General features: G+C 37.9%; 13 protein-coding genes. All 13 read right to left on the bottom strand.

The features are described 5' to 3' along the window. Positions 1–4: 4 nt before the first annotated feature. On the bottom strand, positions 5–286 hold the full coding sequence (locus DPQ31_RS19765) for a DUF503 domain-containing protein (protein ID WP_000582364.1): 282 nt from the start codon (positions 284–286) through the stop codon (positions 5–7). Continuing rightward, a complete protein-coding gene (infB, locus tag DPQ31_RS19760) occupies positions 283–2,343 on the bottom strand; it encodes a translation initiation factor IF-2 (RefSeq protein ID WP_000036352.1) in 2,061 nt (686 codons plus the stop codon). Before infB ends, DPQ31_RS19765 begins: the two co-directional genes overlap by 4 nt. A 4-nt stretch (positions 2,344–2,347) precedes the next feature. Further along, positions 2,348–2,659 (bottom strand): YlxQ family RNA-binding protein, encoded by a 312-nt coding sequence (locus DPQ31_RS19755; protein ID WP_001286525.1) that lies wholly within the window; start codon positions 2,657–2,659, stop codon positions 2,348–2,350. Then, a complete protein-coding gene (rnpM, locus tag DPQ31_RS19750) occupies positions 2,660–2,932 on the bottom strand; it encodes an RNase P modulator RnpM (protein WP_000071127.1) in 273 nt (90 codons plus the stop codon). An 11-nt stretch (positions 2,933–2,943) separates the two neighbouring features. Continuing rightward, entirely contained in the window at positions 2,944–4,050 is a 1,107-nt protein-coding gene (nusA, locus tag DPQ31_RS19745) for a transcription termination factor NusA (RefSeq protein WP_000102596.1), read from the bottom strand. Between the two features lie 17 nt (positions 4,051–4,067). After that, on the bottom strand, positions 4,068–4,538 hold the full coding sequence (rimP, locus tag DPQ31_RS19740; RefSeq protein ID WP_000359095.1) for a ribosome maturation factor RimP: 471 nt from the start codon (positions 4,536–4,538) through the stop codon (positions 4,068–4,070). A gap of 333 nt (positions 4,539–4,871) precedes the next feature. After that, positions 4,872–9,173, bottom strand: coding sequence for a PolC-type DNA polymerase III (locus tag DPQ31_RS19735; RefSeq protein WP_000060011.1), 4,302 nt, complete (start codon positions 9,171–9,173; stop codon positions 4,872–4,874). 124 nt (positions 9,174–9,297) lie between these two features. Next, on the bottom strand, positions 9,298–10,998 hold the full coding sequence (locus DPQ31_RS19730; RefSeq protein ID WP_000814324.1) for a proline--tRNA ligase: 1,701 nt from the start codon (positions 10,996–10,998) through the stop codon (positions 9,298–9,300). A gap of 109 nt (positions 10,999–11,107) precedes the next feature. Continuing rightward, positions 11,108–12,364, bottom strand: a complete 1,257-nt coding sequence (gene rseP, locus DPQ31_RS19725) for an RIP metalloprotease RseP (RefSeq protein WP_001090232.1) — start codon at positions 12,362–12,364, stop codon at positions 11,108–11,110. A gap of 17 nt (positions 12,365–12,381) precedes the next feature. Then, positions 12,382–13,524 carry a 1-deoxy-D-xylulose-5-phosphate reductoisomerase gene (gene dxr, locus DPQ31_RS19720; protein ID WP_208730909.1) on the bottom strand — a complete coding sequence of 381 codons (1,143 nt, stop codon included), beginning with the start codon at positions 13,522–13,524 and terminating at the stop codon, positions 12,382–12,384. A 23-nt stretch (positions 13,525–13,547) separates the two neighbouring features. Continuing rightward, positions 13,548–14,339 carry a phosphatidate cytidylyltransferase gene (gene cdsA, locus DPQ31_RS19715; RefSeq protein WP_000813595.1) on the bottom strand — a complete coding sequence of 264 codons (792 nt, stop codon included), beginning with the start codon at positions 14,337–14,339 and terminating at the stop codon, positions 13,548–13,550. Between the two features lie 17 nt (positions 14,340–14,356). Continuing rightward, positions 14,357–15,133, bottom strand: a complete 777-nt coding sequence (uppS, locus tag DPQ31_RS19710) for an undecaprenyl pyrophosphate synthase (protein WP_208730908.1) — start codon at positions 15,131–15,133, stop codon at positions 14,357–14,359. Between the two features lie 85 nt (positions 15,134–15,218). Then, positions 15,219–15,776, bottom strand: coding sequence for a ribosome recycling factor (frr, locus tag DPQ31_RS19705; RefSeq protein WP_000531505.1), 558 nt, complete (start codon positions 15,774–15,776; stop codon positions 15,219–15,221). Position 15,777 lies beyond the last annotated feature (1 nt).

Below are 15,777 nucleotides of genomic sequence, written 5' to 3'. Positions count from 1 at the left end.
TCATTCAGTACCATTCCAATTGTGTTATCGTACGTTCAATTTCAGGAAATGAATCGATGTACTCAAGTACACGATTCATTTCTTTTTCACAGATAACACGATTTGAGGATACGGAAACAATTGCAATTTCTGTACGTTGCCATACATCTTGATGCCCTACTTCTGAAACAGCTACGTTATAACGCTGCTTCACACGAGTGAGCACCCTTTGCAAAATTGCTCGTTTCTCTTTTAAAGAATGCACATCGTAAATCATACACTCGAATGAGAGTGAAGCGATAATCATCGCTTCACTTCTTCCATAATGTATGCTTCAATGATGTCCCCTTCTTTAAGATCATTATATCTCTCAATTGTAATACCACACTCATAGTTTTGTGCAACTTCTTTTACGTCGTCTTTGAAACGTTTTAACGTATCAAGTTGTCCTTCGAAGATTACTACGCCATCACGGATAATACGAACGCCACTATCACGTGTGATTTTACCGTCTATTACGTAACAACCTGCAATTGTTCCAACTTTTGTTACTTTGAACGTTTGGCGTACTTCCGCTTGACCGATTACTTTTTCTTCGAATTCTGGATCCAGCATCCCTTGCATTGCTGATTCGATTTCTTCGATTACTTTATAGATAATACGGTGTAAACGAACATCAACGTTCTCTAATTCAGCTGTACGCTTCGCATTCACATCAGGGCGTACGTTAAATCCAATTACAATTGCATTAGATGCAGAAGCTAAAATAATATCAGATTCTGTAATCGCACCTACACCAGTGTGAATGATTTTTACTTTTACGCCTTCAACATCGATCTTACGAAGTGATGCAGCCATTGCTTCAACAGAACCTTGTACGTCTGCTTTCACAATTAAGTTAATTTCTTTTACATCGCCCTCTTGGATTTGTTGGAATAAATCTTCAAGGCTTAATTTAGATTTTTCACCACGTTGAGCAACTAACGCTTCTTGTGCACGTGATTCACCGATTTGACGAGCTTTCTTCTCATCAGCGAATGCCATGAAACGATCTCCCGCTTGTGGTACTTCATTTAAACCTGTAATTTCAACAGGAGTTGATGGACCAGCAACTTTTACTCGACGACCAATATCACTTACCATTGCACGAACACGACCGAATGATGTTCCAACAACAATTGGATCTCCAACTCGAAGTGTACCGTTTTGAACAAGTAATGTCGCGATAGTTCCTTTACCTTTATCAAGCTGCGCTTCAATTACAGTACCAGTTGCATAGCGATTTGGATTTGCTTTATATTCTTCTACTTCACTCACAAGAAGAATCATTTCTAGCAAGTTGTCAATTCCCTCGCCTTGAATTGCAGAGATTGGTACGAAAATTGTGTCTCCGCCCCATGCTTCTGGAACCAATTCATATTCTGTTAATTCTTGCATTACGCGATCAGGATTTGCCGCTGGTTTATCCATTTTATTCACAGCAACAATAATTGGTACTCCAGCTGCTTTCGCATGGCTAATTGCTTCCACTGTTTGTGGCATAACACCGTCATCAGCTGCAACAACAAGAATTGTAATATCCGTTACTTGTGCCCCACGAGCACGCATCGTTGTAAATGCTGCGTGACCAGGCGTATCTAAGAATGTAATTTTCTTATCGTTTACTTCAACTTGGTATGCACCAATATGCTGAGTAATCCCACCAGCTTCGCCAGCAGTTACTTTTGAATTACGAATAGAGTCAAGTAAAGTTGTTTTACCATGGTCAACGTGTCCCATAATTGTAACAACAGCTGGACGCTCTTTTAAATTTTCTTCATCATCTTGCTCATCGATGAATGTTTCGAATTCAGTTTCACTTACAACTACTTCTTCTTCTACTTCAATACCGTAATCAGTAGCAATTAACTCAATTGTATCTTTATCTAAGTCTTGGTTAATTGTTGCCATAATTCCTAGCATGAAGAGCTTCTTAATAATTTCAGACGGCTCTTTGCTTAATTTTTTAGCAAGCTCACCCACTGTAAGGCTTCCAGAGAAAGTAATTTTATCTGGTGTTTCTACAATTTGCGTTTGTTGTCTTCCAGCAAAGTTATCTTGACGCTTGTCTTCGTTATCTTTGCCTTTTTTCTTCTTCTTATTACTGTTCTTTTTACTGCGAACAACTTTCTCTTCTACTTCAAACTCATCTGCAACAGAAGGTTTTTCTTCTTGGTACTCATTATCTAATTTGTTTACTACTTCATCGTCTAACATTGTCATATGATTCGAAACCTCGATATTCATTTCTTTTAGTTTTGTCATAAGATCTTTACTTGAGATATTATGTTGTTTTGCATATTCATGCACTCGAATTTTACTCATACCTTCACCCCCGGTAATTTGTATCGAGCATGCTACGCAGCTTTTTCGCAAAGCCTTCATCTAACACAGCTACAACGACTCGCTCATCTCTCCCAATCGCATGCCCTAATTGTTGTCGATTTTCGACCTTTCTCATTGGTACGTTGTAATACGTCGTTTTATCCGTCATGCGTTTTGTTGTATTCACTGACGCATCTTCAGATAGCAACACAAGCTTTGCTTTGCCACTTCGTACTTCTTTTAAAACAAGTTCTTCACCCGAAATAATTTTCCGAGCCCGGTTTGCTAGTCCTAAAAACGATTTCCAATCGGACACTTATTTCGACTCCTTCTCAACAAGCTCAAGAAGCTCTTCGTATAGAGAACCGTCGATTTTCGCTTTTAGATGATGTTCCAAAACATTTTTCTTTTGAGCTTGAAGAATACTTTCTTTATCTTTCGATAAATAAGCACCTCGTCCTGATTTCTTTCCAGTTAAATCAATGGACACTTCTCCCTCTTTGGAACGAACAATGCGAACGAGCTCTCGTTTTGATTTCATTTCTTGCGTTGCAACACATTTTCGTAACGGAACTTTTCGATTGCTCATACTCAACACCTCTATTCGATTTCGTCTTCAACTGAATCGAATCCGAATGCGATTACGCTATCTTCTTCTGTTACAATACCTAGTTGTTTCGCATCAGACTCACTCTTAATATCAATTTTCCAACCTGTTAATTTAGCTGCAAGACGCGCGTTTTGTCCACGCTTACCGATAGCTAATGAAAGTTGGTGGTCTGGAACAACAACAGTTGTTGCTTTTTCTTCTTCATCTACAAGTACTTTAACAACTTGTGATGGGCTTAAAGCATTTGCAACATATTCTACTGGATCATTTGACCAGCGAACGATGTCAATCTTTTCACCTTTTAATTCATCTACAATGCGTTGTACACGTTGTCCTTTCGGTCCTACACAAGAGCCTACTGGATCAACATCAATGTTCTCTGCATGTACAGAAATTTTAGAACGATCGCCTGCTTCACGTGCCACAGAACGAATTTCAACAGTTCCATCATAAATCTCAGGAACTTCCATTTCGAATAAACGTTTTAAAAGACCAGGATGTGTACGTGATACGTAAATTTGTGGTCCCTTCGTTGTTTTTTCTACTTTCGTAATGAATACGCGAATGCGATCATGTGGTTTGTATTGTTCGTTTGGCATTTGCTCACTTACAGGTAATAAAGCTTCTACTTTCCCTAAGCTTACATAGATGAAACGAGCATCTTGACGTTGTACAATACCAACCATGATGTCCTCTTCACGGTCACTAAACTCCGAGTAAATAACACCACGCTCTGCTTCACGCACTCGTTGTGTTACAACCTGTTTTGCAGTTTGTGCTGCAATGCGGCCGAAATCTTTTGGTGTTACTTCAATTTCTAGTACGTCACCATCTTGATAGTTTGGATTAATTTGTCTTGCTTCTTCAACAGAAATTTCAAGACGTGGATCAAACACATTATCAACAACGTCTTTACGTGCTAAAACTTGAATTGTTCCCACTTCTGGGTTAAAGCTCACACGAACGTTTTGTGCTTGGTTAAAATTGCGTTTATAAGCAGAGATTAATGCTGCTTCAATCGCATCAATAATAATATCTTTGCTAATTCCTTTTTCTGACTCTAATACGAGCAAGGCATCTAACAACTCAGTGCTCATGAAGATCCCCCTTCTAACTAAAACGTAACAGCAAGTCGCGCATTTGCAACTTTATCCATTGGAATTTGGATTTCTTTTTTACGTGTTTTAATTGTTAATAATAGTGTAATTGTAGTACCATCGTAGGAAAGTAGCTTTCCTTCAAACATTTTTTCACCATCAATCGGCTCATATGTTTTAATTGCCACTTGTTTTCCTACCGCTTGCTGGAAGTCTTTCTCTTTCTTTAATGGGCGTTCTGCTCCAGGAGATGATACATCCAAAAAGTAAAGATGAGGAATTGGATCCTCTTTATCTAAAGCTTCGCTTAAACGTTCACTTACCGCACCGCATTCTTCAATGTCGACTCCCTTTTCAGAATCGATGAATACGCGTAAGAACCAGTCCTGTCCTTCTTTCACATACTCTACATCTACAAGTTCAAGATTTAACTCTTCAACGATCGGCTGCGCAAATGCTTCTACAACTTCTGTGACTTTCTTATCCATAAACAGCCTCCTTCCTGCCGCCATGTACCATTTACAAGAAAAGATTCCGTCCATAAAAACGGTCTATCTTATTCTTTCTCGTTAGCTAACAAAAGCCCCTGCCGTTAAGCAGGGAATATCTGTCTTAGTATTACCAAATTTAAGAAGTAAAACTTGTAACAAAATATGTATATACGACAGAAATTTCTTACCTCTCTACATCAATAAAACGTAGATAGTAACACGAAAGAGTGGGTTTCCCCACTCTTTTTTTCACACAATATACATGACATGGTTATCTCGGTTAATAGTATACCATAGCAAATACTGATTTGCAAAGACTTTTCCTACCTGCTAGAACAGTGATAATTGGTTTTGATCAGGTAGATCACCTAAGCAACCTTGACTATCTAAATACTCAATAATCGTTTTAGAAACCTTACTGCGCTGCTGTAAATCTTCTTTTGATAAGAAATCTCCATTTTTACGAGCTTCTACGATACTTAAAGCTGCGTTTGTACCAAGACCAGGCACCGCATTAAATGGAGGAATTAATGAGTCTCCATCAATAATGAATTCTGTTGCATGCGAGCGATATAAATCAACCTTTTGGAATGAGTATCCACGCTCACACATTTCAAGTGTCATTTCTAGTACCGTTAATAAACTCTTCTCTTTCGGCGCTGCATCTAATCCTTTTTGCGCAATTTCATCAATCTTTACACGTATAGATGCTGAACCTTTTGCCATCGCCTCTACATCAAAGTCATCTGCACGAACCGTAAAGTATGCCGCATAGAATAAAAGTGCAAAATGTACTTTAAAATATGCGATACGTACAGCCATAAGTACGTAAGCAGCCGCATGGGCTTTAGGGAACATGTATTTAATCTTCTTACATGAATCAATATACCAACCTGGTACATTATTACTTTTCATGTCCTCTTCCCATTCTTCCGGTACACCTTTACCTTTACGAACCGACTCCATAATTTTGAAGGCTAATGATGGATCTAAACCTTGATAGATTAAATATACCATGATGTCATCACGACAACCGATAACTTCACTCAGCGTACATGTACCGTTATAAATTAACTCGTTTGCATTACCGAGCCATACATCCGTACCATGTGATAGTCCAGAGATTTGGACTAACTCTGAGAATGTCGTTGGTTTTGTCTCTTCTAACATTTGTCTTACGAATTTCGTACCGAATTCCGGTATACCAAGTGTACCTGTTTTACAGTTAATTTGTTCTTCCGTTACTCCTAATGATTCCGGACCTGAGAAAATTTTCATTACTTCCGGATCATCTGTTGGGATTGTTTTCGGATCAATACCACTTAAATCTTGTAACATACGAATAACTGTCGGATCATCGTGTCCTAGTATATCAAGTTTCAATAAATTATCATGAATTGAGTGGAAATCAAAGTGTGTCGTTCTCCACTCAGCCCCTATTGAATCTGCCGGATACTGTATTGGTGAGAAATCAAAGATGTCCATGTAATCTGGCACAACGATAATACCACCTGGATGCTGTCCAGTTGTACGTTTTACACCGGTACACCCTGCTACTAAGCGGTCAATTTCTGCATTTCGTATCGTTAAATTATGATCATTTGCATAACCTTTTACATATCCATAAGCCGTTTTTTCTGCAACTGTACCAATCGTTCCTGCACGATATACATAATCTTCACCGAACAGTATTTTCGTATAGTTATGGGCACGTGGTTGGTATTCGCCGGAGAAGTTCAAATCGATATCGGGTACCTTATCTCCTTTAAATCCAAGGAACGTTTCGAACGGAATATCATGTCCATCTTTTACATATGAAACATTACATGTTGGACATTCTTTATCTGGTAAATCAAAACCAGAACCTACCGAGCCGTCATTAAAGAATTCTGATTGCTTACACTTCGGACATACATAATGTGGTGGTAATGGATTTACTTCTGTAATTTCCATCATCGTTGCAACGAATGATGAACCTACAGATCCACGCGAACCTACTAAATATCCGTCTACTAACGATTTTTTCACCAGCTTATGTGAAATTAAATAAATTACAGCAAATCCATGTCCGATAATACTTTTTAATTCTTTTTCCAATCGGGCTTCTACGATTTCTGGTAGCTCTTCCCCATAAATGCTACGCGCCATTTTATAACTCATATCACGCGTTTCATCATCAGCACCTTCAATTTTCGGTGTGTATAAATCATCTTTTACTGGATGAACATCACCAATTAATGACGCAACCTTTTGTGTATTCGTTACTACAATTTCTTTCGCTTTGTCTTCACCTAAAAATGAAAAACACTCTAACATCTCATCTGTTGTACGGAAATGTACCGGCGGTAATGAATGTCGATTTAACGGATTTGCTCCGCCCTGCGAACTCACTAAAATTTTACGATACATAGCATCCTCTTGATCTAAATAATGCACGTTCCCTGTAGCGACAACCGGTTTATCTAACGTCTCACCCAGTTTTACTAAGTTAGAAATAATTGTTTTTAATTGTCCTTCATCTCGAACAAGTTCACGTTCTACTAAATGACGTAACACCTCTGGAGGCATTACTTCAATGTAATCATAGAATTGCGCAATTTCTTCTACTTCTTCAGGTGCTTTTTGCATCATTGCCTCAAACACTTCACCTTTATCACAAGCCGTTCCTACTAAAATTCCTTCACGATATTTTTTTAATAGTGACCTTGGTACACGTGGCACACGGTAAAAATAATTCAGGTGAGAATATGAAACAAGTTTATATAAATTTTTCAATCCAACATCTGATGTAGCAAGTAATGTCATATGACTTGGACGCCCACGTTTATACGCATCCCCTTGTCCCATACTATCATTTAATTGATCATGATATTCAAATCCCTTTTCAATTACATCTTTTAGCATTTTCACAAGTAAGTATCCCGTTGCTTCAGTATCATAAATCGCACGGTGATGTTGCGTTAATTCAATATCAAGCTTTTTACACATCGTATTTAATCGATGGTTTTTCATTTCCGGAAATAAGAACCGCGCAAGTTCTAACGTATCAATAACAGGGTTATTCGTTTTTGCTAGCCCTGCCTTTTTAAAACCTACGTTAATAAAGCCCATATCAAAGCTTGCGTTATGAGCAACAAGTGTATGGTCACCCATCCATTCCTCAAACTTTTTAAACACTTCGTCCACTTCTGGTGCATCAGTTAACATATCATCTGTAATACCTGTTAATTCAATAATCGTCGCAGATAATGGTTGATGCGGATTTGCGAAAGATTCAAAACGATCAATGATTTCGCCACCTTTTATCTTTACGGCAGCTAACTCAATGACTGTATCGTATACAGCTGATAAACCTGTCGTCTCAACGTCGAAAACAACATACGTTTCCTCTGCAAGTAAACGATGCGCTTCGTTATATGCGATCGGTACACCATCATTAACTAAATTTGCCTCTACACCGTATATAACTTTAACCCCAGCCTTTTTACCCGCAGAGTATGCTTCTGGGAAAGACTGAGCAACAGCATGGTCTGTAACTGCAATAGCCTCATGTCCCCATTTACCAGCTTGAGCAACAAGCCTAGAGACAGGCGTAACAGCATCCATTTGACTCATTGGGGTATGAAGGTGAAGCTCTACACGTTTTTCACCTTCTGGCGCCTTATCTTTACGAGATGGTCCTGTTATTTCATTAATATCGTTTGCAATCATTACTAAATCTCGAACAAATGTATCATTTTGAACAGAACCACGTGCTTTCACCCACATTCCTTTTCTCAAGGATTGCAGCATTGGAATATCTTCTTTGTCACGCGAAAACATTTTGATCATAATAGAATCCGTATAGTCCGTTATTTTTAAAGTTAATAACGTACGCCCACTACGAAGCTCTTTTGTTTCTACATGGAATACATACCCTTGAACCGTTTTTCTTCGTTCTTCATCTTGAATTTCTCGCATCGGTGTAATCTCTTCATCTGGCTTAATAAGATATCCGAGTACAACCGGTCCTTCATGCACAACGCTACTTTCTTCAGCTTGCTTCTTCGCCATTTCTTCCATAGCTTGTATTACACGCTCACGGTCTTCTTGCTGAGTTTGCTCACGAAACTTTTGCATTTCTTCTGCATTTTGCTTTATATGTGTGTCTAACTGAAAACGTGGGAATCCAAAAGCTTCGTATTGATCACCTACTGGTTTCGTAACATTTTTCTTTAAAGCAGTAGATTCTAACTCGTTATTCACATTTATTAACAACTTCACTCCATTTACCTGAGGTAGTTGCTTCTTTAAGTAAGCAAACATAGGTGAAAATGTAATTCGCTCCGTACAAAGCGGCCAATATGCCTTCACTTCTTCTTCTGTAAATTGTTTATTCTCTGCTTGTAATGCAAATGTTGTTCTTGCAATATGAGAAAATGATTGCTTAAGCTTCACTTCTAGCAATTCATATAATTCTGTCGGCAAAATACGTGGCACTTGTAAGTCAAAATGCCAACCTTTATTCGCTTTATCAATAACTAGCTTTTCAATACCACCGCCCTGTAAATATTGATTTATAAGGTCTTCTGGTATTTGCAACTGCTGGAGCAAAATTTGAAATCGCTCTTGTTGTTCATTTGTTAATGACATAAGCACTCTCCTTCCATTTGCTATTATAAATTGAAACGTACTACAAAGAAAGATGTCTCCCTTCTTCTTTTACAAAATACGTTTACAAAGAAAGAGAAGGTACCTCATTACGAGGTACCTCTTCTTATTTTAAAATATTAGCAATATATGTTTGAAGTTCTTCTACTTTCACTTCTTCAGACTCGCCTGTAGCACGTACTTTCACTTCTACAATACCTTCATCTGCTTTTTTACCAACCGTAACGCGAACTGGAAGGCCAAATAAATCTGCATCTGCAAATTTAACACCTGCACGTTCTGCACGATCATCTAGTAATACTTCATATCCTTGCTCTTGTAATGAGTTGTAAATATTTTCACCCATTTCACGTTGTGCATCAGATTTCATATTTACTGGAATTACATGCACATGGAACGGTGCTACAGCTTTTGGCCAAACTAAGCCGTTCTCATCATTAAACTGCTCTGCAATTGCTGCCACTGTACGAGATACACCGATACCGTAACAACCCATAATAAGTGCTTGTGTTTTCCCGTTTTCATCTAGGAATGTTGCGTTCATCGCTTCACTATAGCGAGTTCCTAATTTAAATACATGACCAACTTCAATTCCGCGTGCGAAAAGAATTGTTCCGTTTCCATCTGGAGATTGGTCTCCTTCTTGGATGAAGCGTAAATCTGTATATTGACTTACTTTAAAGTCACGTTCTGGATTTACATTTACATAATGGAACCCTTCTTCATTCGCTCCTGAACATCCGTTTACAATTGATGCTACAGCATGGTCAGCAATAATTTCGATATCACCTGTTACACCAATCGGTCCTAATGAACCAACTTCACAATTTAATAATTCTTTTACTTCTTCATGAGAAGCAAGCTCAACAACTGAAGCGCCGTATACATTTTTCACTTTTACATCGTTTACTTCATGATCACCACGAACAAGTACAACTACTAATTTCTCGTCTACTTTAAATACCATAGACTTAATACACTGTTCTGCTTCAATGTTTAAGAATGCAGATACTTCTTCAATTGCTTTTTGATCTGGCGTTGCTACTTTTTCAAGTGCCTTTTCTGCTTCGTCACTCTTCGTATACGTAGCTACAACAGGAGCCATTTCGATGTTCGCTGCATAATTGGATGTATCCGAGTATGCAATAGTATCTTCACCAACATCAGATAATACCATAAATTCATGTGTATCTTTTCCGCCCATTGCTCCAGAGTCAGCAATAACCGCACGGAAATTTAAGCCACAACGAGCAAAAATGTTAGAGTATGCTTTATATAAGCGATCATACACTTCATCTAAGCTCTCCTGCGTAGCGTGGAAAGAATAGGCATCTTTCATTAGAAACTCTCTTCCACGTAATAAACCGAAACGAGGTCTTTGTTCGTCACGGAACTTTGTTTGAATTTGGTATAGCGTTAACGGTAATTTTTTATATGATTTTACTTCATCACGTACAAGATCAGTAATTACTTCTTCATGTGTCGCCCCTAAAGCAAATTCACGAGCGTTACGATCTTTCATACGCATTAATTCAGATCCGTAAGAATACCAACGGCCTGATTCTTGCCATAATTCTGCAGCTTGCATCGCTGGCATTAATAATTCTACAGCTCCTGCGCGTTCCATTTCTTCTCGAACGATACGTTCTACTTTGTGTAGTACTTTTAAACCAAATGGTAGAAAACTATAAATACCAGAAGCATTTTGACGCATAAAACCTGCGCGAAGTAATAATTGATGACTCTTAATTTCAGCATCAGCTGGAACTTCACGTAATGTAGGACTGAATACCATACTTTGTTTCATTTATTCGCACCTCTTCATTTTACTCTTACACGCAGTAAAACCCCTCACCTCGGGTTAGGTGAGGGATTTTATTCTACGAGCTCTATTTCATTATAAGTTTCACTTTATTTTACAAGAAAAACTTACGAATGTCATTCCATGTTACAACTAACATTAGTAACATTAATAATGCAAAACCAATAAAGTGGACCATTCCTTCTTTTTGACGGTCAATCGGTTTTCCTCGTAACGCTTCGATTAAGAAGAAGAATAAACGTCCACCGTCTAAAGCAGGGACTGGTAATAGATTAAATAAACCAAGGTTTATACTTAAAACTGCCGCTAAACTTAGCACACGCGTAAATCCATAATCTACGACTTGATCTGTTAGATTATAAATTCCTACTGGACCTGACAACTCATTAATAGAAAATTGACCAGTTACTAATTTCACAAGAGACTCAAAAATTAGTTTCGTCCATTCGTACGTTTGTTCAAATCCTGATTTAATCGAACCCATCACTGTTTTCTCTACAGGAGAGTAAACACCAATTCTACCAACTTCTTCTTTACCTTCTTTATCGAGTGTTGGAGTTACTTTTACATTAAGCTGTTCATTATCACGCTTTACTTGTAACGTAATTTCTTTATTCGGGTTTTCACGTACAATGGCAACAACATCTTTCCATGTACTTGTACTTTTCCCATCAATTGCTTGAATTGTATCGTTTTCTTTTAATCCAGCTTGCTGCGCTGCACTATTTTCCATTATTTTTCCGACCATTGGTTTGTCAATGGGAACCCCTTGTACAAATCCAAGAATCACAAAAATAACAAATGCTAAAATGAAGTTCATTGCAGGACCCGCAAAGATTGTTAAAGCACGTTGACCCAATTTTTTAGAGCCAAATTGCCTGTTATACGGAGCAATTTGAATTTCTTCTCCAGCAGTAATGATACGAGCCTTTTCATTCACTCGGAATGTTTGAAGCTCTTCCTCATACTCTTCATAGCCTGAAATCGTTAGATTATGCTCTAAATCGGCTTGTTCGACTTCAATAACACGAACATTTGGATATTTTTCATATCCATCAAAAACTAATTTCACAGCTTCGTCTTTTTCATTTAGCACAAGGCCAACCTTTTTCCCTGGCTTTAACTCAACTGTGTCCGCATCCTCGCCAGCCATTCTTACATAGCCACCAAGGGGCAGTAATCGAATCGTATACACCGTTTCATTCTTTTCAAATGAGAATATTTTCGGACCAAAACCAATCGCAAACTCGCGGCATAAAATGCCTGCTCTTTTCGCGAAATATAGATGCCCTAGCTCATGGAAAAATACGAGTGCACCGAAAATTAATATAAAGGCAATCGCTGTATTCAATTCCATAACCACCTTTGCTAAATTTGTTCCATCACAAACCGTCTTGTGGCTGCATCAATTTCCAGAATTTCCTCTAAGCTCGGACGTGCAATGACATTGTGATGGTTCATTGCTTTTTCAATGAGGCCTTCCACTGTTAAGAAACCAATTCTCTTTTGTAAAAAAGCTTCAACAGCTACTTCATTTGCAGCGTTCATTACAGCTGGCATACTTCCACCTGTTTTCCCAGCCTCATACGCAAAACGTAGACAACGGAAACGTTCTTGGTTCATTTTTTCAAAATGCAATGTTCCCATTTCCCATAAGTTTAACTGTTTTGTATCTGAAAGAGGTAATCTATCAGGATATGTAAGCGCGTATTGAATTGGTACTCGCATATCAGGTGAGCCAAGCTGCGCCATTACACTACGATCTTCAAATTCAACCATAGAATGAATAATACTTTCTTTATGTAAAACAACATCAATTTGCTCATAAGGGATACCAAAAAGCCAATGTGCTTCAATTACTTCTAGTCCCTTATTCATCATTGTAGCAGAATCAATTGTAATTTTCGAACCCATTGACCAGTTTGGATGTCGAAGCGCATCTTCTACGGTCACATGATGCAATTCATCTCTCGTTTTATCACGGAAACTTCCACCAGAAGCCGTTATAATGAGTCGAGAAATTCTTTTTTCATTTTCGCCATTCAAGCATTGAAAAATAGCTGAATGTTCACTATCTACCGGAAGTAACGAAACATTATGTTTTCGCGCCGCTTCCATTACTAGATGCCCTGCAGTTACTAACGTTTCTTTATTTGCAATTCCAATTGTTTTTTTCGCCTCAATTGCACGAAGTGTTGGTAACAACCCTACGCTACCTACAACGGCATTTACTAAAATCTCCGCATCTGGATGTAATGCTACTTCTAAAAGACCTTCACTACCATACACAACTTTTGTATTACCAGAAACAGCTTGTAATTTTATAACATCTTCTGCTCTTTGCACAGAAACGATTTGCGGAGAAAATTCTTGAATTACTTTTACTGCGTAGTCAATATTTTTCCCTACAGAAAAAGCAACGAGACGGAATTGGTCTGGGTGCGAGCGTAACACATCTAAAGTTTGTGTACCAATTGATCCGCTTGCACCTAATAAACTAATGTTTTTCATGACTCCAACCCCTCGTTCATTTATTAATTGTATTGCAATAAGAAGTAGAGAATTGGTAACACAAATAACCAACTATCTGTTCGATCTAATATACCACCATGTCCAGGTAAAATTGTACCTGAATCTTTTACGCCATAATGACGTTTAAATGCAGATTGTACTAAATCACCAATTTGTCCAAAAATAGAAATGATAATTGTCAGCACAATTAAAATTACTACATTCGATTCAACTGGGAAGAACACGTTGTATACAAGTGCCACAATAATTCCACAAACGATGCCACCTACTGAACCTTCAATCGTTTTATTTGGACTAATTTCTGGCCATAATTTTCTTTTTCCTAATGCTTTTCCTACGAAATATGCACCTGAATCAGTAGCCCATATAACAAATAATGCGCAAAACACATATTTAATTCCTAATATTCTCGTTTCATTCAGATATAAGAATCCCATTGCAACATATGTTGTTGCCATAAGTAAAAATGAAGCATTATCAAAAGTAAATGTATTCTTAGAAAGGACTGTATATGATAAAAGTAATAAAACAATCACAAACGTAATTTCTAATTTACCTAATCCAATCCACCTAAATAGTTCTGATGCACTACTTGGAACTAAAATAGTCCATAATAATACCGCAGCTAAAACTGTTGGTACTGAAATAAGCGTAAGCTTATTCATTCGAATTAACTCATATAAACCTATAGAAGCAAGTGCATACACTAAAACCGTAAAAGGCACGCCACCGTAAATTACGATGGGAATGAATAGCGCGGCAGCAACCACTCCAGTAATAATTCTCTGTTTCACTACCAAACCCTCTCTTTCTACACGCCTCCGAATCTGCGCCCTCTATGTTGAAAGTCTGTAATCGCACTAAGCAAATGTTCTTCCGTAAAGTCTGGCCAATACACATCCGTAAACCAAAATTCCGAATATGCAATTTGCCATAACATGAAATTACTAATACGTAGCTCTCCGCTTGTACGAATTAACAACTCTGGATCAGGTAAAGAACCCGTCATTAAGTAGGAAGAAATCATTTCTTCACTTATCTCTTCAGCACGAAATTTTCCTTCCTCACTATCTTTCATCATATGTTGCACAGCAGAAACGATTTCATCTCGACTTCCATAGTTTAACGCGAAATTGAGAATTAATCCCGTATTCTCTTGCGTATCTTCCATGGCTTTTTCCATCGCTCTGCGTGTATGCGTAGGAAGACGATCTTTTTGCCCTATTACTCGGACTTGTACGTTTTCTTCAATCAATTCTGGTAAAAATGTACCTAGAAATTCTTCTGGAAGCCTCATTAAATAGTCAACTTCCTTTTTCGGTCTTTTCCAGTTCTCAGTTGAAAAAGCATAAAGAGTTAACACTTTCACATTAAGCTTACTTGCAAATTTTGTGATTTTCTTTACAACTTGCATACCTTCATGATGTCCCGCAATACGAGGCATAGCTCTCCTCTTTGCCCATCTTCCATTACCATCCATAATGATGGCAATATGTTCTGGTATATACCCTTTTTTCACTTCTTCAACGAGATGATCAAACGATGCGTCCTTTTTACTTTTAAAAAAAGGAAAGTTTTTAAACATCATTCATACCCTCCAGCAAGCAGACATATGCCTAAAAGTGTAAAAAGACCCCCTTAAGAAGAGGGTCATATTTGCGAAGTTATCGCTATTACACTTCCATGATTTCTTTTTCTTTGTTTTTTGCGATTTCGTCAACTTTTGCAATATATTTATCTGTTTCTTTTTGGATATCTTCAGTATATCCTCTTAAATCATCTTCCGTAATCTCGCCAGCTTTTTCAAGCTTCTTAAGATCATCGTTACCGTCACGACGTACGTTACGAACCGCAACTTTTGCTTCTTCAGCATATTTTTTCACAACTTTTACAAGATCACGACGACGCTCTTCTGTTAATGCAGGGAATGCAATACGAATTACAGTTCCGTCATTAGAAGGGTTTAAGCCTAAATCTGCTTTTAAAATTGCTTTTTCAATATCACCGATAGAAGTTTTATCATACGGTTGAATTACAAGCAAACGTGCTTCTGGAACTGTAATGTTCGCTAATTGAACAACTGGTGTTGGTGCACCATAGTAATCAACTTGTACCTTATCTAATACAGACGAGCTTGCACGACCAGCGCGAACTGTTGCTAATTCACGAGAATAAGCAGCAACTGCTTTTTCCATTTTTTCATTTGAAGACTTCAATACTTGTTGTCCCATA

Source organism: Bacillus sp. COPE52, from assembly GCF_003355115.1.
Taxonomy (GTDB): domain Bacteria; phylum Bacillota; class Bacilli; order Bacillales; family Bacillaceae_G; genus Bacillus_A; species Bacillus_A toyonensis.
Note: the sequence above shows the minus strand (reverse complement) of the source record. Positions and strands in the feature narration are given on the sequence as shown.